Below are 25,730 nucleotides of genomic sequence, written 5' to 3'. Positions count from 1 at the left end.
AGCCCATGACCAGCGCCCCCCTCACCACCCCCTCAGCGCCGATGGGCCCCGGCGCGCCCGCCCTGCGCCCTTACCAGCGCGCCGCCATCGACGCGGTCCTCGCGGCCCGCAGGCGCGGCGTCCGCCGCATGGTCGTGTGCCTCCCCACCGGCGCTGGCAAGACCGTCATCTTCTCCCATCTCGCCCGCCTCGCCAGGCGGCAGGTCCTCGTCCTCGCCCACCGCGAAGAGCTCCTCTTCCAGGCCAAGGACAAGATCGAGCGCGCCCTCGGCGGGCAGGCCGCGGTCGCCGTCGAGCAGGGCGAGCTCCGCGCCCCGGCGGACGCGCGGGTCATCGTCTGTTCGATACGCTCCCTCCACGAGAAGCGGCTCGAGCAGGTCACCCGTGGCCGCGACATCGGCCTCGTGATCTACGACGAATGCCACCACGCCCCCGCCGAGGACAACCGCCGCGTCCTCCGCCAGCTCGGCGCCTTCGACCCCGCGTGGACCGGCACCCTCCTCGGGTTCACCGCGACGACGGCCCGCGGCGACGGCAAAGGCCTCGACGACGTCTTCGAGGCGATCGTCTACAGCCGCACCCTCCCCGAGATGATCGCGGACGGCTACCTCGCCCCCCTCACCGGCTACCGCGTCGCCACCGCCACCGACCTCTCCCGCCTCGACGCGGGCGGCCTCGACTTCGCCACGGACGAGCTCGAGGAGGCCGTCGACCTGGAGGAGCGCAACGCGCTCGTCGCCCGCTCCCTTCAAGAGCTCGCGCGCGACCGGCGCACCATCGCGTTCTGCGTCACGGTCGCGCACGCCAGGAACCTCTCGAAGGCGCTCAACCACCTCGGCGTCCGGGCCGCCTACGTCCACGGCGACATGCCCTCCGACCTCCGCGGCCGGATCCTCGCCGATTTCCGGGAAGAGCGCGTCCAGGTGCTCACCAACGTCGCTGTCCTCACCGAGGGCTTCGACGACCCTGGCGTCTCCTGCGTCGCGATGGCCCGCCCCACCCGCTCGGAGGGGCTCTATGCCCAGTGCGTCGGGCGCGGCACCCGCCTCCATCCGGGCAAGAAGGACTGCCTCGTCCTCGATTTCGTCGACCTCTCCTCGCTCCAGCTGTGCACGCTCCCCTCGCTCTTCGGCATGCCCCGCGACCTCGATCTCGAGGGCAGGGACGCCGCCGAGGCGAGCCGCTTCTACCGGCAGGTGACCTTCGACTACCCCGGCTTCGAGGTCGAGGCGGGCCGCATCACGCTGCGCGAGATCCAGGAGCGCGCCGCGCGCTTCGATCCCCTGAGCCTCCGCGTCGACCCCGAGGTGCTGGCCATCTCGCGCAATGCGTGGGTGTCGCTCGGCCGCTTCGGCCTCGCGCTCCATTTCGAGAGGAAGCCCGGCGCGATCAGCGAGGTCGCCGTCCTCGCCCGCGGCGCTCGCGGGAAGCGGTGGCACGTCCTGCTGGATGGCAAGCTGGTCGAGCGCTTCTCGACCCTCGAGGAGGCGGTGTCCGCGGTCGATTACGAGGTCGGGCGCCGCGGCCCCGCGGCCGGGGCCTCGGCGCGCCACGAGGCGCCATGGCGCAGGGGAAAGCCCCCCGTGCCCCTGCCGGCCGAGCCCCCGAGGGGCCATCCCCCGCCGAGCACCCTGGAACAGGCCATGATCCTGGCGGTGTGGGCGAGGGTCACCGCGCCACGCCAGGAGCGATGAGGCGCACCTGGGACCGTGGTGGCCACATCGCCGGTCCAACTACGGCAGGCCGAACGCGAAGAGCGTATGCCCCGGCGTGCCGACGCCGAAGCTCTGGTACCCGCTCCCCCAGTACACGGTCCCGCGGGACACCGCCGGCCCCGCGTTGACCGACCCGTCGGCCGGGTGGCTCCACAGGATGGCGCCCGTCGCAGCGCTCAGCGCATGCACGTCGCCGCTCATCGAGCCGGCGTAGAGCACCCCGTTCGCGACCGTCAGCGGCCCCCTGTCCTGCGCGCCCGCCGCGGGATCTGCGGTCTGCCACAGGATCTCGCCCGTGGCGGCGTCGAGCGCGCTCCACGACCCCCACGTGATGATCTCGCCCGACGGGTGCAGCGTATGAGCGATCTCATCGCTGTTGCCGATGGGCACATAAATCCTGCCCTCGTCCAGGGCGACCCCCCACATGATCCCCCCCAGGATCCCGCCGGGGCCCACCAGCGTGCTCCACACCACGCTCCCGTCGTCCCGGTCGAGCGCCCAGAAGATTCCGCTCTTCTGCCCGGCGCCGACCAGCGCGCGGCGCTGCTCCCCCGCGCCGGCCGAGAACAGCGCCGCGCCCGTGCCAAAGTCGTAATCCGGCCCCATCGGGGAAGGACACCAGTCGTAGCCATAGAAGCAGGCCCCCGTCCAGGCGTCGAAGCCTTGCAGCCGGCGCGCCCACTTCGTCGCGCCGGTGTCGAGGTCGAGCGCGACGATGGCATCGATATGGTCGTCTGCCGCGAGGCACGCCTCGGCGGCGAGGGGATCGTCGACGGCCGCCTCGGCGCACGCCGCGACGGACGACGGCACGGTGTAGTTGTTTCCGGTCGTCACGTAGAGCGCGCGCCGGCCGACGTCGATGGCGGGCGCGCCGGCCCACACCGCGCCGCCGCTGTAACCCGCCGGGACGAGGTAGGTCTGCCACAGGAGCTCCCCTGTCACCGCGTCGAGCGCGACCACGCTGCCGCGGAACGTGCAGCACGGATATCCCTCGTCCGCGGCGAAGAGCTCCTCGCGCGAGGAGACGCCCACGTACACGCGGCCGCCGTGCACGACGGGCGACTGCGTGACGATGGCCGCGGGGTGCGGGTCCACCTGCGTCTTCCAGAGGAGATCGCCGGTGCGGCGATCGACGGCGAGCAGGTGCGCCCCGGCCTGGGTGCCGAGGAACAGCATGTGGCCGTGGAGCGCCGGGCTCGTGCGCGAGATGGCGTCCGCCGTGCCCGTGAGGCCGGGGATCGTGCGCGTCCAGAGCGGGAGCCCGGTGTCGGCGTCGAGCTTGTACAGGCTGCCGCCCCAGTCCGGGAAATAGACCGCCTCGTGATCGACGGCGGGCGTCGCAGAGACGCTGCCGCTCGTCGTGAAGCTCCATCGGACGGAGAGCGACCCGACGTTCGCTGCGCCGATGTCGCACTCGTCGTCCGCGTTGTGCGTGTTGGCGAGATCTCTGCCAAAGACGGTCCAGCGCCCGGCGCTCGCGCCCGTGGTCGCGCGGCTCTGGACGGCGAAGAGCAGGACGACAAGAGCGGCGACCGCGATCGCGGGCCGCGTCCTCAAGATTCGCTCCATGATGATCCCCTCCCCCTCGGCATGTCGAGGACAGCAGCTCTCGGGGGCCTGGACCGGCCAGCTCCGTTGCCGCTGCGTCTCGGATTGTCCTGAGAACTGTTGTACCTTGGAGGACGCGTCAAGCAGCGACGATCAGCATTCTCCGGAGGCATCGCGCAGCGCCGCTCAGGACGATGCGGGTGGATCCGACGGCGCCCATCGTCCGCCCGAAGCGCAACTTGACCTTCGACGGATGGACGGATAGACGACAGAGACACGATGTCAGGATCGCTGTTCCACGCACGAGAGTTCCGCGTCGACCATTACACCGGCAACGACGGCCAGCCGCACCATGAAGTGGTGCCCGTCGATGGAGACGCCGAGATCATCTCGTACTCGAGCTGGAATGAGCTGAAGGTGTACTGCGAGCTCCACGGCGTCCCACCCGAGGTGTGGCCCGAATTCGACGGTGACCACGCGCATGGGATCGATGTCCCTCTGGACGAGGTCGCCGCGATGCAGGGGCCATTCCGGGCTGCCATCGCGCGCCTGCCGCCCGAGGTTGTCGGCGGCAACCGCAGGCTGGCGCAGATCGCGTCTTTTCTCCAGCGAGGTGAGCAGGTGTTCTTCTGTTGATCGCCAGAAGCCGCCGCGCGCCCGCGAGCCCCGCAGCGTTCGCTCATCGCGTCGGCCGTGGAGCCTCCGCTGCGGGGGGATAGCTGCTGCTGCCGCCGGGAGCGCCGCCGGCGGCGGGCGACGCCGCCTCAGCCGCTCGGCTGGCCCGAGATCAGCCGCGGTTCCGGCGCCGTCGCATCGCCAGGGCGGAGAGCCCCACGGCGAGCGCCGCGGCCCACGAGCTCGCCGGGGCGCTGGCTCCGGCGGCGACGACCCCGCAACCTCCGTCGGAGGACCCCTCGTCCGGCGTCGTCCCGCCGCCTGCACCGCCCACGCCCGGCGCGCCGCCGCCCGGGCCGCCAGAGGTGGCCGTCGTCCCCGCCCCGCCCGCGCCGCTCCCGGAGGAGGCGACCGTCGTCCCCGCCCCGCCCGCGCCGCCCCCGGAGGAGGCGCTCGTCGTCGCCGCCCCGCCCTCGCCGCCCCCGGAGGAGGCGCTCGTCGTCCCCGCCCCGCCCTCGCCGCCGCCCGCGCCGGTGCCAGGCTCGGTGCCCTCGTCGCGGGGCACGGCTCCGTTGAATCCGGTCTGCCCCTCCCGTGTCAGCGACAGCACCAGCGTGCCGTCCTTCACCGTCACGTTCTGCGGGTCGAAGTCCACGCGGTTACCGTCGAACGTCCAGTCCGCTTTGCCCCATCGACCGCTGTCCACGGAGTTGAAATCGTCCTGCCACGCGAGCTCGAAGGCTCCATTGTTGTAGCGATAGTACTTGATCCAGTTGACGAACTGGTGCTGCGGGAGGACGGAATCGTCGAACGGTCCGACCCACTCGGTGGCCTCGGAGGACCACAAGTTGAAGCGCAGGGACTGGGGGTTCGTCAGCGCGGTCACCTGCGCGCCCGTCGACCTCTTGATCTCTACCCCGTCGATGCTCCAGGCGACGTAGGTCGGCGTCCACTCCAGCCCGTAGGTGTGATAGCCGTCGGCGAGGGAGAAGCCCGCGTTGTGGACCGCCTCCGACGTCACCCTCGTGCCCATGCCGGTGATGATGTTGGACTGCCAGCTCCGAGCGTTGTCCTTCCCGAAGACCTCGATATCGATCTCCTCCCAGAAGGCGCCGGACATCTCGGAGCCGTCCTTGTAGGTGAAGAAGGTCGACAGGATGCCGCTCCCGCGCGCCATGCGCATGCGCACCTCGATACGACCATGAAGGTAGCCCTGGGTCGTGTAGAGCTCTCCTCCCTTGTAAGGCTTCGCGACCGCGGTCGAGCTCACCGCCAGCGCCAGCGAGGCAGCGGCGATCATCGAACCAGCACGGAATTTCATAAGCATGGTGGAACCTCCGCGAGAACGTTAACATGAGCCGGATCCGCAGGGGAGGCTGGCGCCGTGGCCGCAGCCCGTGCTAGGGTAGGCCTGCTACAGGAGCTCCCCTGTCACCGCGTCGAGCGCGACCACGCGGCCGCGGAGCGCGCAGCGCAGATATCCGTCGTCCGCCGCGGAGAGCGCCTCTCGCGAGGACGCGCCTGCATGACGCATCTCCGGCGCCTCGCCACGTCCATGGCCACAGCGGCATCCGGGCGCTGACACCGGGACGCCCAGGACCGGCGACCCAGGAGCCGCCGGCGAGGGGTGACTGGCATTTAATTAAAACACCTTACTATCTCGACGATGTCCGGCGCCACGCCGCAGTTGCCGTGGAGATTCAAAAAGCGCAGCGACAGTAAAGAAAATGGATGAACGAGTGAGTCGTTGGCGCACAAAAGTGTTCTCGATCGATCCGTTGCGTGTGCCTGATCGAACGAGCTCTGGTACGTTTCTCCTCTCGTCGCTGTCGCGTCGCAGCGTCGTGAACCCGTGCCGGCGTCGACCCATGGGGTCGGCGCTCGCAACGACTCGTGCCTTTCTTCGGACGCGGCGTGGAGGAGACGGTGAACCCCGAGCAACACACGCATCGCTTTCCTTTCGAGCTCACCGGCTCACGGTTCAGGCGCGCAGCGCCGCTCTTGCTCGCGCTCGTCGCGGCGTGCAACGGCCAGATCGGCGGGCCCGGTGGTGACGACACGGGGCCCGGCCCGGGCGCTGGGAGCGGCGGCGTGGGCGAGCCCGAGAGCGGCCAGCCCCCGGACGACGTGCTGGCCTCGCCCTTCTGCCAGACGCCGCAGCCCGGCGCGGCGCCGCTCCGCCGCCTCAGCAACGACGAGTACACGAACACGCTGAAGGATCTCTTCGCCGGCGTCCCGGGCGTGGCCCCCACCATCGACGCGGCGGTCGCCACGTTCCCGAACGAGCCCGAGTCGCTCGGCTTCCGCAACAACGCGGGCTTCTTGACGGTCGGCTCGCTCGTCGCGCAGAAATACCTCGACGCCGCGGAGCAGATTGCCGCCGTCGCGGCCAAGGCTCCGGGGCTGGTCTCCTGCGATCCGGCGGCGCTGGGTGAGCTCGAGTGCGCGCGCGACTTCATCCGCACCTTCGGCGCCAGGGCGTACCGGAGGCCGCTCACCGAGGCCGAGGTCCAGAGCTACGAGGAGCGCTTCACCGCGGGCGCGGACGGCTACACCTTCCAGGACGGCATCGAGTGGGTCGTCTTCAGCATGCTGCAGTCGCCGAACGTGCTCTACCGCGTCGAGTTCGGGAAGGAGAGCGCGGGGGACGTCACCGAGCCCACGCCGTACGAGATGGCCTCGCGGCTCTCGTACCTGCTCTGGCAGTCGCAGCCGGACGAGGAGCTCGCGCGCGCCGCGGCCGCGGGCGAGCTCGGCACGCCGGACCAGATCGAGGCCCAGGTGCGGCGCATGCTGGCCGACCCCAAGGCCGATCGCCTGTTCGAGTACTTCGACCAGTGGCTCGACATCGACCTGCTGAGCGGCATGACCCGCGATCCCGCGGTGTATCCGGACCTCGCGTCCGGCCTGCCCGCCCTGCTGCAAGAGGAGACGCGCACCTTCGTGATGAGCGTCTTCGCGGACCCGGGCGGCTCGTTCGGCGAGCTCCTCACCGCCGACCACAGCTTCGTGAACGGCGCGCTCGCGCGGCACTACGGCGTGGACGGGGTGAGCGGCGACGACTTCGTCAGGGTCGACATGCCCGGCCGCTCGGGCGTGCTGACCCAGGGCATGCTGCTCACGCGCGACAAGGCGACGCGCACCTCGATCGTCCGGCGCGGCCTCAAGGTGCGCACCGATCTCCTGTGCGGGCTCGTGCCCGCCCCGCCCAACAACGTACAGCTCGACCTCGAGGGCCTCGGAGAGGGGCTCTCGCAGCGCGAGCGCCTCGAGCGCCACCGCACCGATCCGACCTGCGCGGGGTGCCACCAGATGATGGATCCGATCGGCGTGGTGTTCGAGTCGTTCGACGCCGTGGGCCGCTCCCGCACCGCGGACGAGGACGGCAAGCCGGTCGACACCTCCAGCACCATCGCGTACACGCGCGACATCGACGGCCCCGTGGCGAACGCCGCCGAGCTGGGACAGCGCCTCGCGGAGAGCGAGGAGGCGCGGGCCTGCTACGTGCTGCAGAACTTCCGCTTCTTCTACGGTCGCGACCGGACCGACGCCGATCGCTGCTCGATGGCGGCGCTCTCGGTCGCCTTCCAGGAGAGCGGCTACAGCCTGTCCGAGCTCGTGGTCGCGCTCACGCGAACCGACGCCTTCCGCTACCGCCCCGTGATCCACCCGGAGAGACCATGAAACCGCTGAGCCGCCGAACCTTCCTGCGTGGCGCGTCCGGAGTCGCGCTCGCGCTCCCGTTCCTCGATGCCATGCGGACGAGCCGCGCGCGAGCCCAGCCGGCGCAGCCCCCGCGGCGCATCATGTTCGTCTTCCAGGCGAACGGCGACGAGACGGCGAAGCGCTTCAGCGCCGCCGGCGAGACGAGCTTCGAGCTCGGCGAGTTCCTCTCCCCGCTCGAGCCGTACCGCGAGGATCTCGTGTTCCTCAACAACCTGCACAAGCGCTTCTACGATCTGCCGGAGGACGCGCGGGCCGACAACCACCAGCAGGGCGGCAGCTCGCTCGCGCCGTGGAAGTCCGGCACCGGGTCGTTCCCGATCGGCGGCACCGAGAGCACCATCGGTTACGTGGAGGGGCCGAGCGCCGACCACGCGATCGGCGGCCGCGTGCTGGAAGCCGACGAGCGCGTCGCGCACCGGCACCTCGTGTTCCGCGTCGGGGACAAGTGGAACGACATCTGGAACACGCACGCTCACGCGGGGCCCGCGGGCCAGCAGACCCCGATCCCGCCGGAGACCGACCCGTACGCGGCCTACGCCCGCATCTTCGCCTTCACGTCCGACGATCAGGCGGCGCAGCAAGAGGTGCTGAGGCGCCTGGCGAAGCGGCAGTCGGCCCTCGATCTGGTGCGCGAGGAGGGCAACAGCCTGCTCACCCGGCTCGGCGCCGAGGACCGCGCCAAGATCCAGCAGCACCTCGAGTCGATCCGCGACGTCGAGCGCGCGCTCCAGACCGGCAACGGCGCGGCCGCGTGCGTGCAGACCCCGCTCGGCGAGAAGCTCAACCCCTACGCCGACGACAACCACGCGATCATCGGCGAGCTGTTCTTCAAGATCAGCGCGTTGGCGTTCGCCTGCGATCTGACGCGCGTGGTGAACTTCAACTGGAGCGGCAACACCAGCAACCGGGTCTACTCGAACCTGGGCCTCAGCGAGGGGCACCACGACATCTCGCACAACAGCGACCCCGCCGCGTTCGCCGACGTCCGCAAGATCCACAAGCACCTCTGGCAGCAGAACACGAAGCTCTACGACATCTTGAAGAGCACGAGCGACGGCGACGGCACGCTCTGGGATCACACGCTCGTCGTGCACTGGAACGAGCTCGGGCAGGGCGACACCCACAGCATCGAGGACACCCTGGTCGTCCTCGCCGGCAAGGCGCACGACCACTTCCGGCGCGGGCGGCTGCTCGACTTCAAGGGCAGGCGCTCCTTCGCCGACATGCTCGTGAGCTGCTTCCACTACATGGGCTTCGACGACATGACGAGCTTCGGCGAGGGCGTGCTGAACACCGGGGGCGCCCTGCCGCTCACCTGAGCAGGGGGGCGCGGCGCGGGCCCTCGACCGGAGCCTGTTCGCGCTGCGCTGGAGCGACAAACGGGTTGAAGCCGCTCGAAAGAGCGGAAATTCGAACCGCCAAGGACGCCAAGATCTCGTTCTCTCCTTGGCGTCCTTGGCGGTTCATTTCTCGGCCGATCGACGTGTTCGGTGTTCTAGAGCGCCAATCAGCTTGAAACGCCCGAGAATGAAGAGATTGGAACCACAGAGGCACAGAGCGCACAGAGGGATGAAGAAAGGATTCTGAGCTCTCTCTTTCTCTGTGTCCTCTGTGCCCCTGTGGTTCATTTTCTCGGGGTTTCAACCCGTTCGGTGTCCTAGGATCTCCCCGTGGCGTACCGGACCCAGGGAGCCGATATCTCGATCGCGGTCGCCGCCCGCTCGGGGCCAGGCCTTTGCCGCGATCACAACGAGGACACGTTCCAGGTCATCGATCTCGCCCGCGGCGACTCGCTGGGCCCGCCCGCGGCGCAGGGTCGCCTCGTGGGCTCGGTCTTCGTGCTCGGCGTCTACGACGGCTGCGGCCGTGGCCCGTCCGGCGTCGCCAGCGACATCGCCGCGGCCGAGATCCTCGCCGCGATGTGCAGGGGACCGCTCCCGGCGACCTCGGAAGAATCAGCCCGACTCCTCTGCGGCGCGGTGGTCGCCGCCAACCGCGCGATTGTCGCGCTCTCGGCCAGGCACCCGCTCAGCTGCATGATGGGCACGACATTGACCGTGGCCGCGCTGCACGGCGACAGCGTGATCGTGGCGCACGTCGGCGACACGCGCGCGCACCTCCTCCGAGGCGAGCGGCTCGTCCAGCTCACGCGCGATCACACCGTGGTCGAGGACATCCGCAGGGCCCGCGAGCGCTCTCCCGAGGAGGTCGACTCGCTCCCGGAGGGGACACGCGCTTTGCTGGACATGACCCCCGAGCAGCTCGCCGAGCTTCCTCGGAATGTCATCACGCGCGCGGTGGGAATGTCGGATGCGCTCGTCGTCGACCTCGCCCGGGTCGCTCTGTGCCGCGGCGATAGGCTGCTCCTCTGCACCGACGGGCTCGGCGCGCTCGTCGACCCCGCCGCCATCGCTGCGGCGCTCCGCCGCCATCCCGAGCCGGTCGAAGCGTGCGACGCGCTCGTGGAGGCGGCGCTTCGGGCGGGCGGGGATGACAACATCACGGTGCTGGTGGCGGATGTCGACGGCGAACACCTGCAGGCGCCCCTGCCGGGCCAGGAGGTTCCGGTCGTCGAGCTGCGAGGGGGAAGGTCACCTTAGGCCATCGCGGTGATCCATGAGGCCGGCGGTGGCCGTCGCGCGGGGCACGCCGCCCCAGCGCTGCGGAACAGTCGTCGCTCATCGGGGGCGATCCGCCTTCGCCGGCGCCTTCTTCGCCGGCGCCTTCTTCGCCGGCGCCTTCTTCGCCGCTGCCTTCTTCGCCGGCGCCTTCTTCGCCGCTGCCTTCTTCGCCGGCGCCTTCTTCGCCGCCGCCTTCTTCACCGCTGCCTTCTTCGCCGGCGCCTTCTTCGTTGCCGCCTTCTTCGCCGGCGCCTCACCCCGCTTTCGACGCTCTCCCGGCACCTTCCCGATGCGCGGATCGCCCGCCCGGATGAGCGCGCACGCGCGCAGGACAGCCTCCTCGAAATCGGGCGCGTTCGCCGGGAGCACCTGCCAGCCCGTCACCGCGCGCCCGAGCACCGCGATGCTCCGCATGTTCGGGAACTCCGCGCGCAGCGCTGCGTGGTGCTCCTCCGACGTGGCGAGCCAGACGCCGTTGTCCTGCAACGGCGCGGGCTTGTCGCGCAGGGCGAAGACGATCTTGTCCTCCACATAGACCGCCACGCAGCCGAACATCGGCCGCGTCTCGGGCCCGAGCGGGGCCAGCGCCTCGAGCACGAACTCGTGCGGCACCGGCTTGCGCCTCCTCGCGGCGAACACGTCGTCCGACGGCGCACCTCGGCCGCTCCTGCTGGGCTTGATCATGGCGACCAGGATAGACGAAAATGGCGGCCGCCCTCGCGCGCAAGCGTTCTCGTGATCCCGCCCTGCGGGCATCCTGGACGACGTGGCCGCGCTGGTCGCGGAAGACGCCGGCGCGCTCGACCTGCCGGACGTCAGGGTTGACACCTGCCCCCGCCCGACGACACTCGACCCGGCCTACCACGACGACCCGAGCCGCCGCCTCACACGGCCGAAACGCGCGACGGAGCCCGATGGGAATTCTCTTGAACGATCTCGGTCGCCCTGACGACCTCGGCTTCCGCGTCAACTTCTGGCATTGGCGCCCCTTGGTGGAGGCCATCCGTCGACTGAACGTCCTCCCGGACACCCGCGTCGCCGATCTTCACGACCAGTTCTGCGGCAACGGGTTGACCCAAGAAGAGTGCCGGCTCGTCGCGGACGCACTGGAAGCCCGTCTGCTGCCGACGCTCGCCGAGGGCGACCGCCTCTTGCTCGACGGCGGCACGACGCGCGATCCGGATGACGGGACGCTCTACAAGGGCGAGGACGCCCATCGAAACTACAGCACGAACCGAGAGGTCCTCCTCACGTTCATCCGCTTCCTTCGCGAATGTAGCGGCTTCGAGGTTCTATAGCGGGCGGCTCTCGTTCGCCGAGCTTGAGAGCCGTAACGCCGCATCCGCCGTCGATCGGCGCTGAAATGGCGCGTCGATCACGCCGGGAACAGGTTCTGCGCCATGAAGTCCGCGAAGGCCCTGAGCTTCGGCGACACGTAGCGGCTCGAGGGCCACAGCAACCGGAACAGGCCCGCGTGATGGGTGTGGCCGTCGAGCACGGTGACGAGCGCGCCGTCGTCGAGCTGACGGCGGACGGCGAAATCCGGCAGGCAGGCGATGCCGAGCCCCTGCTCGGCCATGTGGATCAGAGGCTCGATCGTGTTCACCACCGCCGTCGTCGGCAGATCGATCTCGAGCTGCTTGCGCCCGCGGCGCAGCGGCCACGGCTCGAGCTTGCCGCTGGTCGCGTAGCGATGGTGCAGACACGCGTGAGACCTGAGGTCTTCCGGTCTCCGCGGGATACCCCTCCGCGCGAGGTAATCGGGCGCGCCGACGAGCTTGAGCCGGAAGGTGCCCAGCGCTCGGGCCATCAGCCGTGAATCGCGGATCTCGCCCGCGCGCACCACGGCGTCGAAGCCCTCCTCGATCACGTCGACGAGCCGGTCCGAGAAATCGAGGTCGAGCTCGATCTCGGGATAGGCTCGCATGAACGCGCTCAGCGCCGGCATCATCAGCATGCCGGCGAGCGGCATGCTCACGCGCAGCTTGCCGCGCGGCGCGCCCTGCGTCTGCGAGAGCTCCAGCTCGGCCGCCTCGATCTCGGCGAAGATGCGCCGGCACCGCTCGAGGAAGAGCGCGCCCTCCGGCGTCAGCGTGATCGTGCGCGTCGAGCGGTGGAAGAGCCGCACGCCCAGCCGCTCCTCCAGCCGCGCGACCGCCTTGCCGATCGCCGACGACGACACGCCGAGCTGCCGCCCCGCGACCGTGAAGCTGCGCGTCTGAGCGGCCTGAACGAAGGCGTTGAGCGGGCCGAGGCTGTCCATTCGCGCCGTCTCCATTTCGGACATCCAGATCCGAAGTGTTCGGAACTATAGCGTTATTGTCCACGGTGTCCAGGGGATGTACCGTGTCCACAGGGTTCCCGACCAAGGAGAGAGTCGATGTCGCACGCTCCACCGGCGCCGCAGCAGCACGATCGTTTCCCGTACTCCGCCATCCCCGACCGTCCCCCGCTGCGCTGGCCGAACGGCGCGCGGGTGGCGGTCTGGGTCATTCCCAACATCGAGCACTTCCTGTTCGATCGTCCCTCCGCCTCCATCATCGCGGCGACCGCGGGCCTCGTGCCGGACGTGCTGAACTACTCCTGGCGCGACTACGGCGTCCGCGTCGGCGTCTGGCGGATGATGGATGTGATGGAGAAGCACGGGGTGAAGGGGACCGCGGCGCTCAACGCCGACGTCTGCCGGCATTATCCCCGCATCATCGAGGGGGGGAACGCGCTCGGCTGGGAGTGGATGGGCCACGGCACCAACAATTCCACGCTGATCAACGGCCAGTCGGAGGAGGAGGAGCGGCAGCTCATCGGCTCCGTGATCGACGCCGTCCGGCAGAGCACCGGCCAGCGGCCCCGCGGCTGGCTCAGCCCGGGGCTGACCGAATCGCACCGCACGCTCGACCTGCTCGCCGCGGCCGGCGTCGAGTACGTCGCCAACTGGGTCAACGACGAGCAGCCCTACCCGATGCGGGTGAAGAGCGGTTCGGTGCTGTCGCTCCCGTACTCGGTCGAGATCAACGACTACACGGCTTTCCTCGAGCAAGGGCAGAGCGGCGAGATGTTCGGGCGGATGATCTGCGATCAGTTCGACGTCCTCTACGAGGACGGCGCGCGATCGGGGCGCGTCATGGCGATCTGCCTGCACCCGTTCCTGAGCGGGCATCCCCATCGCAGCAAGTACCTCGCCAGGGCGCTCGCCCACGTCACCTCGCGCCGCGAGGTCTGGGTGACGACCGGCGGAGAGATCGCCGACTGGTACAAGAAGAGCTGCGGGGAGAGCTGACTGGCGCCGCCGGGAGGCGGCGAGATCGGGACGATGGTCTCACCCGCGCGGCGACGGGCGCGCCCCCGGCCAGAGCCGGACGAGGAGCGCGCCGGCCGCCGTCGACGAGGCGAGCGCCGTCACCGCCAGCCAGCCCCACTGGGCCAAGAGCGCGCCGCCCAGCGCGGCGCCGAGGGCCATGCCGACGAACATGCCGACGAAGAGCACGGCGTTGAGGCGGCTGCGCGCGCCGGGCTCGATGCCATAAACGATGGTCTGATGCGCCACCAGCGCGGCCTGGATGCCGAAATCGAAGGCGACGGCGCTGGCGCCGAGCAGCCACAGCCGCCCGTGCGTCGACAGCCAGGGCGACAGCGCCATGGCGGCGAAGGCCACGGCCGCGAGGGCGGCGCCCATGCGGGTCACCAGCTCGGGCCCGCGGCGGTCGGCGATGCGGCCGGCCAGGGGCGCCGCCACCGCGCCGGCCGCGCCGGCCAGGCCGAAGGCCCCCGCCGCCGCGCTGCCGAGGTGGAACGGCGCGCCGTGCAGCATCACGGCGAGGGTGGACCAGAACGCGCTGAACCCCACCGCCAGCAGCCCCTGGGCCAGCGCCGCGCGGCGCAAGGCGCCGTGGCGCTTCCACAGCTCGGCCAAGGAGCCGAGCAGCGCGGCGTAGCTCAGCTGCGTGGTCGGCTGAAAGCGCGGCAGCCCGCGCCACATCGCCGCGCCGAGCAGGGCGATGCTGGCCGCCGCGGCGACGAACACCGTGCGCCAGCCGAAATGCTCCGCCACGAAGCCGCTGACCACGCGGGACAGCAGGATGCCCAGCAGCAGGCCGGTCATGACGGTGCCGACCACCTTGCCCCGGTTCGCCTCGGGGGCCAGCGCCGCGGCGGCGGGCACGATGTCCTGCGCCAGGGTCGCGGTCAGGCCGGTGATCAGGCTGGCCAGAAGCAGCGCGCCGATCCCGTGAGCGGCGCCGGCGAGCAGCAGCGCGGCCGCCAGCACGGCCGCCTTGGCCAGGATGATGCGCCGCCGATCGTAGCGGTCGCCGAGCGGCGCAAGCAGCAGGATGCCCAGCGCGTAGCCCAGCTGGGCCAGCATGGGCACGAGGCCGAGCGCGCGGCCTCCCGCGCCGAGCTCGGCCCCGAGCACGCCGAGCATGGGCTGGCTGTAGTAGAGCGAGGCCGCGGCCAGGCCCGCCCCGGCGGACAGCAGCAGCACCAGGGCGGAGGGCAGGGGCGCCGCCGACGCGGCGGGCGCCGGCTCGATGGCAGGGGTTGTATGCGTCAGCGGAATGGCTTGCATGGTGCACGGAGTATGTGGAGCGCCGCTCCGGCGCTGTAGTGGCGTGGGGCGCACGATGGCTATACGTTTGACGCATGACCAAGCCGGCGCCGCCCTCCCCCTCGTCGATGGACCGCGTCGCGCTGCTGCAGACGTTCGTGAGGATCGTCGAGGCGGGGAGCCTGTCGGCCGCGGCCACCCAGCTCGGGACGACGCAGCCCACCGTGAGCCGCCGCCTGCAGGCGCTGGAGCGCTCGCTGGGCCTGCCGCTGCTGCAGCGCTCCACGCACACGATGAAGCTGACCGAGGACGGCGAGCGCTGCTTCGAGCGGGCCAAGGCGCTCCTGGCGAGCCTGGAGGCGCTCGAGTCGGACCTGCGGGGCGACCGCGACCAGCCCGACGGGACGCTGCGCGTGGTGGTGCCGCACGCGTTCGGCCAGCACCAGCTGGTCAAGCCGCTCGCCGACTACCTGCGCCGCTACCCGCGCGTCTCGGTCGAGTGGCTGCTGCGCGACGGGCAGCCGAGCTTCATCGCCGACGGCATCGACTGCGCGATCCTGGTCGGCGCGGTGGCCGACCCGGCGGTGGTGGCGATCCGCCTGGCCGAGGTGCCGCGCATCGTGGCCGCCGCCCCCTCGGTGCTGGGCCGGGCCGCGCCGCCGGACCATCCATCGGCGCTGGCCGGCATGCCTTGGCTCTCGCTGCGCACCTATTACCGCGACACGATCGCGCTGACCCATGCGTCGGGCGGCGAACGGATCGAGCTCGCGATCCGCCCGCGCATGAGCACCGACAGCCTGTACGCCCTGCGCAGCGCCGCGCTGATGGGCCTCGGCGTCTGCGTGGCCTCGTCCTGGCTGGTCGCCGACGACCTGACGGAAGGGCGGCTGCTGCACCTCGCGCCGACGTGGCAGGCGGATCCGCTGCCCGTCTACCTGGTCTATCCCCACGCGCGCTTCTATCCGGCCCGGCTGCGGCGCTTCATCGAGGCGATGCGGGCGTCCGTGCCGGCGGTGGTCGACGGCGCGTCGCCGCGGCGCGGCTGATCGCGCGGCGCGCGGCCCGGCCTCGAGCGGGCGGCCGCTCGGGCAGCGGTCGAGGCCGCGTGGCGACTCGCGACCCCGCGGGGTAGTCTCCAGTCGGGTCGCGGCGATCGCGAAGCGTGGACTCGGCGCAAGCGCGGGCGCTCGCCCACGTCGCTTCGCTCGGCGTGACCTCACCTGCCCCGCATCCTGACGGCCCCCCTCCTCGAGACACTCTTTATGCCCTCACTGAGCTCACTCTGGAATCGCGTCCTCGCTGCTCTCGGCGTTCGCAGGAGCACCGGAGATGTCGCGTTCGAGGAGGACCGCGTCATCCTGCGAGATCTCGATCGCGCGAAGGCGTTCCCGCAGGAGCCGAGGGAGCCGGGCCGCAGGGAGATCGCGGCGTGCGAGCGGTGCGACAGGCCGCTCCGCAAGGTCGTGTTCACGACCGCGGGCGGTGGTGATCAGGTCGAGATCTGGCGAGCGTACCCGCTGGCCGTCGACGGGTGGATGTGCAACGGGTGCGGGTGGTCGGCCATGCCGCGGTTCATCAGCGCCGAAGAGTCGGTGGAGTACGGGCGGGAGGCGGCCGCGCACGCGTCGAGCGGGCAGTTCGACGACGCGGAGTTCTGGCTCCGACGAATCCTCGGCTCATGGCCCGGCTACGCGCCTGGCTATGCGGATCTAGGCCAGCTCTCGTCGACGCGCGCCGAGGCGGCCATCGGCCCGGAGGCAAAGGAACGCTACCGGTCCGAGGCCGAAGCCTGGTTCTGGCGCGCGGTGCACGCCGACCCCGACCGCCGCCTCGCGGGGGTGCGCGTGCCTCTGGCGAGGACCCTCGCGCTCAACGGCAAGGAGCGCGACGCGCTCGAGGTGCTGGACGGGCTCCTCGGCGATCCGTCGCTCCCAGCGTCGGTCCGCGCCGACGCGGAGACGCTCGCCGCCGATCTCCGCGACGGGAAGGCGCTCTTCACCCGGGCTGCCGAGATGAGCGGACACCTCGCGCTCAAGCCACCGTCAGAGCCCCTGGCAGCGGCGGATCGAGGCACGCTGGAGCGAGCCCGGGCGCTGCTCCGGCAGGCGGCCGAGCGAAAGGGCACGTTCGCGACCCTCTGGCTGCTCGGCAAGGTCGAGATGCGGTTGGGCGATATGGACGCTGCCCTGGCCGCCCTCCAGCACGCGCACGCGCTCGATCCCGAGCAGGCCGACGGATGTCGCGAGCTCGGCGCCGTATACCTGGAGCTCGATCGCGCGCGCGACGCCCTGCCGATCGCCAGGCGCGCGCTCGAGCTTCGGCCCGGGGATGCCGGGCTCCGCTGCAACCTCGCCGTGATCCTCCTGCTGACAGGAGACGTCGAGGGCGCGCTCGCCGAGGCGACCTCCGCGCTGTCCCTCGACCCCACCGACGCCATCACGCGTGGCGTGCTGAAGCTGATCGACGACGTCGCCGCCGGTCGCCGCAAGCGGCCGCGCTCGATCGCAGAAGCCGAAGGCCGAGCGCGGTGAGATGGCTTGATCCGGCCGAGTCGCAGAGAGGTGGCGGTCCTGCGAACGCCCATGGAATCCAGCACGTACGGACCTTCAGGGAGGGATCGTCGAGCGACGCCGCCGCTCGCCTCTTGCTGCCGCAGGAGTCTTGCTGCTCGTTGGCGCCGCGACCGGCTTCCCCGTAATCTGCGGCCGAGATACGAACGGGCCATGAAAGCTGCCTATCTTTCCTCCCCTCTTCGCTGGAGCTCGCGTGCCGCCGGGTGGCGCTGCCGTCAGGAGGGCACCACCGCCCGAGGCGGGGTTGCCGCGCGGCTGGCCCTGGCCCTCTCGCTCGGAGTCGCGCTCGCGGCCTGTGGTGGAGGGGAATCGGAGGCGCCGCCGGAGGGACCGAGCTTCGACGGCACTTCCGGCACGTTCACCGATGCTCGCGATGGCCAGGTGTACCGCTGGGTGAGGATCGGCGAGCAGATCTGGACCGCGCAGAACATGGCGTACGAGACCCCGGAGGGCTCGTGGTGTCGCGGCGACGAGCCGGCGGGCTGCGACCGCTGGGGTCGCCACTACGAGGCTCCCGCCGCGATGAACGCCTGCCCCGCGGGCTTTCGGCTGCCTTCGGATGCGGACTGGCAGGTCCTCGAGACCACCGTCGGGGTGCTCGACGAGGAGCTTCCCCGGACAGGGTGGCGCGGCGCCGATGCGGGCGCGCAGCTCAAGGCCCGAGGCGCATGGCGGAACAGCGACGCCACGGACCGCTGGGGCTTCGCCGCGGAGCCGGCCGGGGTACGACTCTGGCAAGGCATCTGGACCACGGAGGAAGACGATGACATCACGTCGTTCTGGACCTCCACCCCGGAGGACGACGGGATGTGGTGGGTGCGCATGCTCGGACACTTCGCGGACGGTATCTATCGCACCGCCAGCGATGGCCGGGACGCCGGCAGCGTGCGCTGCGTGAAGACGTGATCCGCCGCGCTTCGCGCTGACCGCGACGTGCCGGCGCGCTGCGGAGCGCGCAGGAGGCGCACGGCGCGCGCGCAACAAACGAGCAGAATTCTTCCAATACATTGGCGTGCAGTCCAACGCTCGAGCGGCGCTGGTGCACGTTGCTCTCCGGACGCCCCCGCCGACGAGGCGAGCGCGGTGAACCACGGACCAGGAGAGGGAGCGGCAGATGATCCTCGTGACCGGAGCGACAGGGAACGTCGGCGGTGCGGTGCTCGAGCAGCTCGTCGAGGCGGGCCAACCGGTCCGCGCGCTCGTGCGCGACCCGGCGAGGCTGGGAGAGCGCGGCGGCAAGGTCGCCGTCGTGCAGGGCGATCTCTCGAAGCCCGAGACGCTCGACGCGGCGTTCGCAGGCGCGGACAGGGCGTTTCTGGTCTGCGCGGGCGGCGACCTGCCGGAGCTCGCCGGCAACGCGGCCGGCGCGGCGAAGAAGGCGGGCGTAAAGCACATCGTGCTGCTCTCGTCATCGAGCGTCGTCAGCGCGCCCGACATCCAGATCGGCCGCTGGCATCGCGAGGCCGAGGCGAGGGTCAAGTCGTCGGGCGTCAGCTGGACCATGATCCAGCCGGGAGGGTTCGCCTCGAACACGCTCCAGTGGGCCGGCTCCATCAAGGCGCAGGGCGCGGTGTTCCAGCCCCTGGGCGACGCCAAGACAAGGCCCATCGACGAGCGCGACATCGCGGCTGTCGCCGTGAAGGCGCTGACCTCGGCGGGGCACGAGGGCAAGGAGTACGTGCTCGCCGGGCCGGAGGCCCTGAGCGCGGCGGAGCAGGTCGCGAAGATCGGCGCCGCGATCGGGCGACCGCTCAGGTACGTCGACGTGAGCGAGGACGCCGCCCGCGAGCAGATGACGAAGGCGGGGCTCCCCGAGGTGTTCATCCGCGCCGTGCTCGAGGCGTTCGCGCTGATCAGGGTCGGCAACGGAGAGGAGCCCTCGCCCACGGTCGAGGAGCTCCTCGGGCGCAGGGCGCGGACGTTCGACGAGTGGCTGGAGCGCCACGTGGAGGCGTTCCGATGACGCGGCGGCAGATCGCGAGGGAGGAGAGAGCATGGTATCGAGACCGAAGAGGATCCTGGTCATTGGCAAGAGGGCCGATATCCTCGAGCGGAGCGTGGCAGCGCTGAAGCAGCAGGGGCACTCGGCGGTCGGCACGTCGAGCGCATCGCCGGACGCGGAGTTCCACGCCGGTGACTTCGACCTCATCACCATCGGCGGCGGCGTGGACGCCGCCACCCGGGCGCGCCTCCACGCGCGCTTCAAGGAGCAGAACAAGGACGTGATGGTGCTGGACGTATATGCCCCGATCGCCGGCCAGCAGATCGCCTGGGCGCTCGGGAGATCTTCCGTCGAGGGAGAGCTCGGGAGCGCCTTCTCGGTGACCGAGGGCGCGGGCGCGTTCGTCGCGCGCGCGACGATCGAGCGCGCCTGCGCGCTGCGCCTCGAGATCTACAGCTACCCCGGCGCCACCCTGGTGCCGGCGATCGCGCGCGTCGTCGACACCTCGGTCGCCCCGGGGACGCACGAGTTCAGGCTCGAGGAGGAGCTCGTGCGCAACGGGTTCATGGCGGTGCTGACCTTGAACGGCGAGGAGCACCACCTGCACCGCCTGGAGCAGCCCCCGCCGGGCTGAGCCGCGCAGCGCCGTCGACGGCGCGGCCGAGCGCCCGGTGCGTGGCCGAGGCGCGACCTCGATCCGCCCGCGCGAACGGCCATGGCGGTTCACGACACCGTAGGTCGTCTCCCGTCGGCCGACGGCGATCGCGAAGAACGGACCTGGGGAGTCATGTGCGTGCTCACCTTCGGGGCTCCCACCTCGGCTCCGGATGTCGACGCGCTCGTCGGGACAGGGACGCAGCGCGCGTGCCCGCGCGGACAGATGGAATCCATCGGTACTCGAGTCTTTCATCCGCATTCAGAAGGATGGCCGCGGGTCGGTGAATTGGCGTTGACATCGACCATGTGAACGCTCACATTGGCGCGCGGTAGCATTCTTTTCCTTTGTTCCCGCAGGCTGGCTGCGGTGTGACAGCGGTCGCGGCCATGAGCCCCGACACGCGCTCGCGCATCTTCAGCATCGCCTCGGCTCCATGCCGCGTGTGGTCATCGACACAGGCATCGTGTGGCGGCTGCTCGACGGCGAAACCTTACAGTTCGGCCGCTCCGGCCCTGGAGAACCCTTATGCGCATCACCTATTTGCTTAGCTGCATCTCCGCCTCAGTCGCGTGCTGCTCGCTCGCCTGCATCTCCGGGATCGCTGACCACGAAGACAGCGAATCCGTGGACTCCGCGGTGAAGAGCCCGGACGGCACGCTGGAGGCGGACCTCGCGCTGCAATCGCAGTGGGGAACCGGGTACTGCGCGAACGTCACGGTGAAGAACACGAGCGACGGCGCGGTCACCGCCTGGGGGGTCGTCGTCGGGCTCAACGGCTCGACGCTGGGCAACGCGTGGAACGCGCGCGTCACCGCGTCGGGCGGGCAGATCCACGCGGCCAACGAGAACTACAACGGGACGCTGGGTCCGGGCGCCTCGGCGACGTGGGGGTTCTGCGCCAACGGCACCGGGAAGCCCGCGCTCGCGTCGGTGAGCGGCAGCGGAGGCTCGGGCGCCAGCGCGAGCGCCTCCTCGAGCAGCAGCTCGAGCTCGTCCGCGAGCTCCTCGGCGAGCAGCGGTGCCGGTGGGGCCGGCGGCGCGGGCGGCGGCGGTGGCGCGGGCGGGTCCACGAGCACCGGCGGCGGCGCGGGGGGCGGCGGCGCGGGAGGCGGCGGCGGCGCGGGGGGCGGCTGCGGCGTGCCCACGAGCTTCGACTGGACGGCGTCGCCCCCGCTGATCACGCCGCCGAGCGGCTCCGTGTCGATCAAGGACCCGACCGTTCTCTTCCATGACGGCAAGTGGCACGTGTACGCGACGCACTACGCCGGCGGCTACAACATGACGTACCTGAACTTCACCGACTGGGACCAGGCCGGGGCGGCGCCGAAGACGAACCTGAGCACCAACCGCAACCTGACGGGCTACAAGTGCGCCCCGCAGCTCTTCTATTTCTCGCCGCAGAAGCTGTGGTACCTCGTCTACCAGACACAGCCGCCTGCCTACTCGACAAGCACGAACCCGAGCGACGTCAGGTCGTGGTCGGCGCCGAAGACGTTCATCGCGAGGGAGCCCGCCATCGTCACCGAGAACAAGGGCTCGGGCACATGGATCGATTTCTGGGTGATCTGCGACGATGCAAATTGTTACTTGTTCTTCTCGGATGACAACGGACATCTCTATCGAAGCCAGACGAGCAAGTCGAGCTTCCCGAACGGCTTCGGCACGCCGGTCATCGCCCTGAGCGACTCCAGGTTCGCCTTATTCGAGGCCGCCAACGTCTACAAGATCAAGGGCAGCAACAAGTACCTCCTGATCCACGAGGCCATCGGCGACGGCCGGTATTTCCGCTCCTGGACGGCGGACAGGCTCGACGGGGCGTGGACGCCGCTCGCGGCCACGCAGGCCAACCCCTTCGCGGGGAAGAGCAACGTCACCGGCGCCGGCTGGTCGAACGACGGGATCAGCCACGGCGAGATGCTCCGCGACAACCCCGACGAGACGATGACGATCGACACGTGCAACATGCGATATCTCTTCCAGGGCCGCACCCGGGCCGGGAGCAGCTACGACCTGAACGAGTACAGCCTCGGGTTGCTCACGGCCGTGCCGTGAGCGCGGATGCGCCCTCGAGGTCTCCATCGTGACTGGGCCGTAGAAGGGGCTCGAGCTTCGTCGAGGACATGAGCTCCGACAACCGGACCGACCTGTGCCGCGACGGCCATCAAAAGCACCTCACCCCTGGGATCCCGGCGGTCCTGAAGGTGGGGGACGAGCTGTCCGCAGGGCGCATCCGCTTCAGCGTCGTGGCCTCGCGAACGGGCTCCTCCTGACGAGGCTCCGGACCTGACGAAGCTCGCGCGAGGCCGCCGCCGCCATGGCGCCGCCACCCGCCCGCGGCGCGCGCCGCCGCCCGCACGCGGGGTTTTCGCCCCCCGCGCCCCTGGTACGCGCCGTGCCATGGACCCGCGCATGGGAGACGCCGACATCGCTTTGCGCCACCTCGCCCGAAGGCGCCCCGAGGACCTGGTGCGCGCCCTCGTCCCCGAGGTCCGCGCCATCGAGGTCCTCGGCTGGGTCGACAGCCAGGTCACGACCCTGGAGCGCCGCCTCGACAAGGCCCTGCGCCTGCGGGTCGACGAGCAGCCGCGCGTGCTGCACGTCGAGTTCTGCTTCGCGCTCCGCGACGACGTCCCGGATCGCGTCTTCGAGTACCTCGGCTTCCTCTTCGCCGCGCTCCGGCGCGAAGCCCCTGGCGAGCCGGTGCCGCCGATCGAGAGCGTCGCCGTGGTCCTGTCGGGCCGCAGGCGGCGCTTGCCGGCGTCGGGCGAGCGCCGCATCGCCTGGCCGGGGCGGCCGTTCAGCGGCGCGCGCTTCCGCGTCGACGCCGTCTACCAGCGCACCGTCGCCGAGCTGCGGGCGCGCGGCAGCGTGCTCTGGCTGGTGTTCGCGCCGCTCGCGCGCGACGCGACCGCGGCGGCGCTGCGGGAGGTCGTCGCCGAGATCCACGCGAGGGCGGGGACGGCCGAGGAGCGGGCCGAGCTGTACACGGCGCTCCTCGTGATGGCGACCGTCGATCCCTGGGGGCATACTCTGCACAAGGAGCTGGTCAAGATGGTGGAGGACAAGGAAGAGGGGCTGCTCCGGCGCACGCCGATCATCGGCGAGATGATCATCGAGGCCGAGCAACGAGGAGAGCTGCGCGGAGAGCAACGCGGCGAGCTGCGCGGAGAGCAACGCGGCAAACAGGAGGCGATCCTCGAGCTGCTCGGCCGCCTCTTCGCGCGGCGGATCGGCCGGCGGCCGACGTCCGAAGAAGAGCGCATGATCCTCGAGCGAGCCCATGCGATCGGCCCCGGCGAGGTCGAGGACGCCTTGCTCGATCTCGAGGGCGAGGCGCTCGTCCGCTGGCTCGCGGAGCCGATTCGCCCCTCGTGAGCTCCGAGCGCGTTCTGCGGGGCCATGAGCCCGCAGAACGCGACCTGCCATCATCACCCGAGCGACCGCCTCCCGCGGCCCGCCACGCCGCTCACCGACGGCGACGAGGTGCGCCGGCCGCCGGGGGACTTCCACTCTCCTTCGGCACGAGCCTGGCCAGCGCCGCGCACGCGAGGTCGGGCAGCGTCGCCTTCATCCACGCGGGGTCCACGGCGCCCGGCGCCGAGAAGTAGGCGCGGCAGGCCTGGTGCGCCGGGCCGAGCAGCACGACGTCGACCATCACCTCGGACGAGCGCCCCCCGGAGAGGACGCCGAGCTCCGCGAGGTGCGCCGTCATCTCCGCCTTGAGCCGCGCCTTCGTCTCCCGCAGCGCGGCGCGGTGATGCCCGTCGAGCTCCAGCGCGAGCGCCTGGTACATGAAGCGCGCCTCGGCCTCGTGGTCGAGCACCCACGTCAGGTGCGCCGAGACCAGCGCCCGCACCGCCGAGCGCGCCGTCCTGGCAGCGCGCACGCGCGCGGTGACGTCCCCCAGCAACCGCTCGAAGGTCCGCTCGAGCAGCGCCGCCACGAGCGCCGGGAAGTCCTCGAAGAGGTGGTACACGCTCGACGGGCTCGCCCCCGCCTCCTTGCGGACGTCCTCGATGCCGGTGCGCAAGAGGCCCCGCTGCTCGAAGCAGCGGAGCGCCGCGTCGAGCAGCGCTTCCCGGCGCGCCACGCCGCTCTGTCGCGCCACGGCCATGGCCCTCCCTACCGTAGCCCCGCGCCGCTGACCAGGGGCCCACCGCAGGCCCAAATGGAAGATTCTTCCAATTTCATCATGGAAGTTTCTTCCAGTTCGGTTACCTTCACGCCGAAAGCGAGGTGGCGCATGAAGCTGGGGCTGGAGAACAGAGCCGCGCTGGTGACCGGCGGCTCGCAGGGGATCGGCAAGGAGGTGGCGTTGCAGCTCGCGGCCGAGGGGGCCCGCGTGGCGCTCACCTACCGGAGCGAGCGTGAGAAGGCAGCGGAGGTCGTCCAGGCGATCGAGCGGCGAGGCGGCGAGGCGCTCGCGCTGGAGCTCGACCTCGGGTCGCTCGAGTCGGTGAAGGCGGCGGTCGCGGCCACCGTGGCGCGCTTCGGGCAGCTCGACGTGCTCGTCAACAACGCGGTCCGCTGGAGCGAGCGCCTGCCCTGGGAGGCGCCGCGGTTCGAGGACATCCCGCTCGACGAGTGGCAGGGCACCCTCCACGACAACGTCGACGGCGCCTTCGCCGCCATCCAGGCCGCGGTGCCCTCCATGCGCGCCCGCGGCTGGGGCCGGATCGTCAACGTCTCCTCGGGCGTGGCGCTCGACGGCGTGGTGGGCGCCGGTCCTTACGCCGCCGCCAAGTCGGCGCTCCACGGGCTCACCGCGGTGCTGGCGCGCGAGCTCGGGCCGCACGGGATCTTGGCCAACGTGGTGGTGCCGGGCCTGACCGTGACCGACCGGATGAGCGCGCGGGCGTCGCCGGACATGCTAGCGCAGCGCGCGAAGGCGTATCCCGTGGGGCGGCTCTTGAGGCCCGAGGAGGTGGCGCCCACCATCGTCTTCCTGTGCTCGGCGGTGAACACCGCGGTCACAGGGGAGATCATCCGCGCGAGCGGCGGCCGGCCGATGTGACCTGGAACTGCGGGCTCGTCGCTGCTCTCTTCGCGCAGCGCCGCCTCGAACGCCGCGCGCCCGCCGCGGCGAACATGCGGAATACCGGAAGGTCAGGACGCTCTCCCATCCTCGGAGAGCCGCGCTGGACACCGACTCGGAGAGCCGCGCTGGACACCGAGACGAGGGGCTCGACGCGCTCCGGGGTGACGTTAAACAACCTGTGCGGGCTGGGTGCTCGGAGCGGGATGACGCGCCGCGATCCGAGCCCGTGGCCCGCGAGAGTCGGAGGGCGAGGTGACGGCATTCATCGGTATCAGCAGGGCGCTCCTCGGCGGATTCCTGGCAATCTCCTCGACGAGCGCCAGCGCCGCGCCGGAGACCGCGGACATCGGCGGCGAGGGGGAGACGGCGGGCGTGTCGGACAACCCGGACAGCGATGCCGCCGAGGAGGAAAGGCGGAGCCCGATCAGGGTCATCGAGGCGACCTATGGGGCCAACTGCGGCACCTCGTCAGGGAACCAGACCTACAACCTGGCCCGCGCCTGCAACGGCCTCACCTACTGCCAGTACGCGATCGACCACCGTGTCATCGGAGATCCCGCGTACGGCTGCGCCAAGGAGTACTACGCCCGCTGGCAGTGTGGGCGCGGCGACGTGCGCAGCACGGCGGTCCCCGCCGAAGCGTCGGGCCGGACCGTGACGCTCGATTGCCAGCGGTGACCGACCTGCCACCGTCCCGGTGATCCGTCGCCACGCCCCCCCGAATCGCGCGCTTCCGGCGGCTCGCGGCGGC

At 70.9% G+C, this 25,730-nt stretch carries 23 protein-coding genes; 17 read left to right on the top strand and 6 right to left on the bottom strand.

The genetic code is table 11. The features are described 5' to 3' along the window. Positions 1–5 precede the first annotated feature (5 nt). Entirely contained in the window at positions 6–1,694 is a 1,689-nt protein-coding gene (locus WME83_RS48260; RefSeq protein ID WP_437316458.1) for a DEAD/DEAH box helicase, read from the top strand. Positions 1,695–1,733: 39 nt separating this feature from the next. Here WME83_RS48260 and WME83_RS48255 read toward each other — a convergent pair whose 3' ends face one another. Beyond that, positions 1,734–3,284: an outer membrane protein assembly factor BamB family protein gene (locus WME83_RS48255; protein ID WP_437316457.1), complete on the bottom strand. Its 1,551-nt coding sequence runs from the start codon at positions 3,282–3,284 to the stop codon at positions 1,734–1,736. A 258-nt stretch (positions 3,285–3,542) separates the two neighbouring features. Here WME83_RS48255 and WME83_RS48250 point away from each other — a divergent pair, with 258 nt between their 5' ends. Further along, a complete protein-coding gene (locus WME83_RS48250; protein WP_437316456.1) occupies positions 3,543–3,899 on the top strand; it encodes a hypothetical protein in 357 nt (118 codons plus the stop codon). Between the two features lie 151 nt (positions 3,900–4,050). On the opposite strand, the gene WME83_RS48245 is transcribed toward WME83_RS48250, so the two are convergent. Beyond that, entirely contained in the window at positions 4,051–5,205 is a 1,155-nt protein-coding gene (locus WME83_RS48245; RefSeq protein ID WP_437316455.1) for a family 16 glycosylhydrolase, read from the bottom strand. A 599-nt stretch (positions 5,206–5,804) separates the two neighbouring features. On the opposite strand from WME83_RS48245, the gene WME83_RS48240 reads away from it, so the two are divergent. The 3 genes from WME83_RS48240 to WME83_RS48230 all read left to right on the top strand — a co-directional run bounded on the left by WME83_RS48240 (position 5,805) and on the right by WME83_RS48230 (position 10,204). Beyond that, positions 5,805–7,562 carry a DUF1592 domain-containing protein gene (locus WME83_RS48240; RefSeq protein WP_437316454.1) on the top strand — a complete coding sequence of 586 codons (1,758 nt, stop codon included), beginning with the start codon at positions 5,805–5,807 and terminating at the stop codon, positions 7,560–7,562. After that, complete coding sequence (locus WME83_RS48235) at positions 7,559–8,923, top strand: DUF1552 domain-containing protein (RefSeq protein ID WP_437316453.1); 1,365 nt, start codon at positions 7,559–7,561, stop codon at positions 8,921–8,923. The genes WME83_RS48240 and WME83_RS48235 overlap by 4 nt, the downstream gene beginning before the upstream one ends. A 351-nt stretch (positions 8,924–9,274) precedes the next feature. Beyond that, positions 9,275–10,204 (top strand): PP2C family protein-serine/threonine phosphatase, encoded by a 930-nt coding sequence (locus WME83_RS48230; RefSeq protein ID WP_437316452.1) that lies wholly within the window; start codon positions 9,275–9,277, stop codon positions 10,202–10,204. Positions 10,205–10,282: 78 nt separating this feature from the next. On the opposite strand, the gene WME83_RS48225 is transcribed toward WME83_RS48230, so the two are convergent. Beyond that, a complete protein-coding gene (locus WME83_RS48225; RefSeq protein ID WP_437316451.1) occupies positions 10,283–10,909 on the bottom strand; it encodes a hypothetical protein in 627 nt (208 codons plus the stop codon). A 230-nt stretch (positions 10,910–11,139) separates the two neighbouring features. Here WME83_RS48225 and WME83_RS48220 point away from each other — a divergent pair, with 230 nt between their 5' ends. After that, positions 11,140–11,523, top strand: coding sequence for a hypothetical protein (locus tag WME83_RS48220; protein ID WP_437316450.1), 384 nt, complete (start codon positions 11,140–11,142; stop codon positions 11,521–11,523). Between the two features lie 77 nt (positions 11,524–11,600). Here the strand turns inward: WME83_RS48220 and WME83_RS48215 are convergent, their stop codons facing one another. Further along, positions 11,601–12,488 carry a LysR family transcriptional regulator gene (locus WME83_RS48215; RefSeq protein WP_437322125.1) on the bottom strand — a complete coding sequence of 296 codons (888 nt, stop codon included), beginning with the start codon at positions 12,486–12,488 and terminating at the stop codon, positions 11,601–11,603. A gap of 117 nt (positions 12,489–12,605) precedes the next feature. Between WME83_RS48215 and WME83_RS48210 the strand changes: the two genes are divergently transcribed. Then, positions 12,606–13,502 (top strand): polysaccharide deacetylase family protein, encoded by an 897-nt coding sequence (locus tag WME83_RS48210; protein ID WP_437316449.1) that lies wholly within the window; start codon positions 12,606–12,608, stop codon positions 13,500–13,502. A 39-nt stretch (positions 13,503–13,541) separates the two neighbouring features. On the opposite strand, the gene WME83_RS48205 is transcribed toward WME83_RS48210, so the two are convergent. Further along, the gene (locus WME83_RS48205; RefSeq protein ID WP_437316448.1) at positions 13,542–14,789 is read right to left on the bottom strand and encodes an MFS transporter; all 1,248 of its coding nucleotides are present in this window, start codon (positions 14,787–14,789) and stop codon (positions 13,542–13,544) included. A 74-nt stretch (positions 14,790–14,863) separates the two neighbouring features. Here WME83_RS48205 and WME83_RS48200 point away from each other — a divergent pair, with 74 nt between their 5' ends. From WME83_RS48200 to WME83_RS48165, 8 genes are all read left to right on the top strand, one after another. Continuing rightward, on the top strand, positions 14,864–15,814 hold the full coding sequence (locus WME83_RS48200) for a LysR family transcriptional regulator (RefSeq protein ID WP_437316447.1): 951 nt from the start codon (positions 14,864–14,866) through the stop codon (positions 15,812–15,814). Between the two features lie 216 nt (positions 15,815–16,030). Then, positions 16,031–17,299, top strand: coding sequence for a tetratricopeptide repeat protein (locus WME83_RS48195; protein ID WP_437316446.1), 1,269 nt, complete (start codon positions 16,031–16,033; stop codon positions 17,297–17,299). Positions 17,300–17,491: 192 nt separating this feature from the next. Then, positions 17,492–18,247, top strand: a complete 756-nt coding sequence (locus WME83_RS48190; RefSeq protein ID WP_437316445.1) for an FISUMP domain-containing protein — start codon at positions 17,492–17,494, stop codon at positions 18,245–18,247. 208 nt (positions 18,248–18,455) lie between these two features. Further along, positions 18,456–19,304, top strand: a complete 849-nt coding sequence (locus WME83_RS48185) for an SDR family oxidoreductase (RefSeq protein WP_437316444.1) — start codon at positions 18,456–18,458, stop codon at positions 19,302–19,304. A gap of 31 nt (positions 19,305–19,335) precedes the next feature. After that, entirely contained in the window at positions 19,336–19,917 is a 582-nt protein-coding gene (locus tag WME83_RS48180; RefSeq protein WP_437316443.1) for a hypothetical protein, read from the top strand. Between the two features lie 648 nt (positions 19,918–20,565). Continuing rightward, entirely contained in the window at positions 20,566–21,993 is a 1,428-nt protein-coding gene (locus WME83_RS48175) for a non-reducing end alpha-L-arabinofuranosidase family hydrolase (RefSeq protein WP_437316442.1), read from the top strand. 68 nt (positions 21,994–22,061) lie between these two features. Continuing rightward, entirely contained in the window at positions 22,062–22,211 is a 150-nt protein-coding gene (locus tag WME83_RS48170; RefSeq protein WP_437316441.1) for a hypothetical protein, read from the top strand. A gap of 139 nt (positions 22,212–22,350) precedes the next feature. Next, a complete protein-coding gene (locus tag WME83_RS48165) occupies positions 22,351–23,316 on the top strand; it encodes a hypothetical protein (RefSeq protein WP_437316440.1) in 966 nt (321 codons plus the stop codon). 91 nt (positions 23,317–23,407) lie between these two features. On the opposite strand, the gene WME83_RS48160 is transcribed toward WME83_RS48165, so the two are convergent. Beyond that, positions 23,408–24,055 carry a TetR/AcrR family transcriptional regulator gene (locus tag WME83_RS48160; RefSeq protein WP_437316439.1) on the bottom strand — a complete coding sequence of 216 codons (648 nt, stop codon included), beginning with the start codon at positions 24,053–24,055 and terminating at the stop codon, positions 23,408–23,410. A gap of 129 nt (positions 24,056–24,184) precedes the next feature. On the opposite strand from WME83_RS48160, the gene WME83_RS48155 reads away from it, so the two are divergent. Further along, entirely contained in the window at positions 24,185–24,955 is a 771-nt protein-coding gene (locus WME83_RS48155; RefSeq protein ID WP_437316438.1) for an SDR family NAD(P)-dependent oxidoreductase, read from the top strand. 276 nt (positions 24,956–25,231) lie between these two features. Continuing rightward, positions 25,232–25,657, top strand: coding sequence for a hypothetical protein (locus tag WME83_RS48150; protein ID WP_437316437.1), 426 nt, complete (start codon positions 25,232–25,234; stop codon positions 25,655–25,657). The last annotated feature ends 73 nt before the right edge of the window (positions 25,658–25,730 follow it).

This window comes from Sorangium sp. So ce385 (genome assembly GCF_051474135.1).
GTDB lineage: Bacteria > Myxococcota_A > Polyangia > Polyangiales > Polyangiaceae > Sorangium > Sorangium cellulosum_D.
The sequence above is the reverse complement of the archived record's forward strand: the minus strand, read 5'-3'. Positions and strand labels throughout refer to the sequence as shown.

Bases quoted from the DNA above. Each gene is read 5' to 3' on its own strand.
- WME83_RS48260 (WP_437316458.1), top strand. From the start codon at position 6: ATGACCAGCGCCCCCCTCACCACCCCCTCAGCGCCGATGGGCCCCGGC.
- WME83_RS48255 (WP_437316457.1), bottom strand. From the start codon at position 3,284: ATGGAGCGAATCTTGAGGACGCGGCCCGCGATCGCGGTCGCCGCTCTT.
- WME83_RS48250 (WP_437316456.1), top strand. From the start codon at position 3,543: ATGTCAGGATCGCTGTTCCACGCACGAGAGTTCCGCGTCGACCATTAC.
- WME83_RS48245 (WP_437316455.1), bottom strand. From the start codon at position 5,205: ATGCTTATGAAATTCCGTGCTGGTTCGATGATCGCCGCTGCCTCGCTG.
- WME83_RS48235 (WP_437316453.1), top strand. From the start codon at position 7,559: ATGAAACCGCTGAGCCGCCGAACCTTCCTGCGTGGCGCGTCCGGAGTC.
- WME83_RS48225 (WP_437316451.1), bottom strand. From the start codon at position 10,909: ATGATCAAGCCCAGCAGGAGCGGCCGAGGTGCGCCGTCGGACGACGTG.
- WME83_RS48220 (WP_437316450.1), top strand. From the start codon at position 11,140: ATGGGAATTCTCTTGAACGATCTCGGTCGCCCTGACGACCTCGGCTTC.
- WME83_RS48215 (WP_437322125.1), bottom strand. From the start codon at position 12,488: ATGGACAGCCTCGGCCCGCTCAACGCCTTCGTTCAGGCCGCTCAGACG.
- WME83_RS48210 (WP_437316449.1), top strand. From the start codon at position 12,606: ATGTCGCACGCTCCACCGGCGCCGCAGCAGCACGATCGTTTCCCGTAC.
- WME83_RS48205 (WP_437316448.1), bottom strand. From the start codon at position 14,789: ATGCAAGCCATTCCGCTGACGCATACAACCCCTGCCATCGAGCCGGCG.
- WME83_RS48200 (WP_437316447.1), top strand. From the start codon at position 14,864: ATGACCAAGCCGGCGCCGCCCTCCCCCTCGTCGATGGACCGCGTCGCG.
- WME83_RS48195 (WP_437316446.1), top strand. From the start codon at position 16,031: ATGCCCTCACTGAGCTCACTCTGGAATCGCGTCCTCGCTGCTCTCGGC.
- WME83_RS48190 (WP_437316445.1), top strand. From the start codon at position 17,492: ATGAAAGCTGCCTATCTTTCCTCCCCTCTTCGCTGGAGCTCGCGTGCC.
- WME83_RS48185 (WP_437316444.1), top strand. From the start codon at position 18,456: ATGATCCTCGTGACCGGAGCGACAGGGAACGTCGGCGGTGCGGTGCTC.
- WME83_RS48180 (WP_437316443.1), top strand. From the start codon at position 19,336: ATGGTATCGAGACCGAAGAGGATCCTGGTCATTGGCAAGAGGGCCGAT.
- WME83_RS48170 (WP_437316441.1), top strand. From the start codon at position 22,062: ATGAGCTCCGACAACCGGACCGACCTGTGCCGCGACGGCCATCAAAAG.
- WME83_RS48165 (WP_437316440.1), top strand. From the start codon at position 22,351: ATGGGAGACGCCGACATCGCTTTGCGCCACCTCGCCCGAAGGCGCCCC.
- WME83_RS48160 (WP_437316439.1), bottom strand. From the start codon at position 24,055: ATGGCCGTGGCGCGACAGAGCGGCGTGGCGCGCCGGGAAGCGCTGCTC.
- WME83_RS48155 (WP_437316438.1), top strand. From the start codon at position 24,185: ATGAAGCTGGGGCTGGAGAACAGAGCCGCGCTGGTGACCGGCGGCTCG.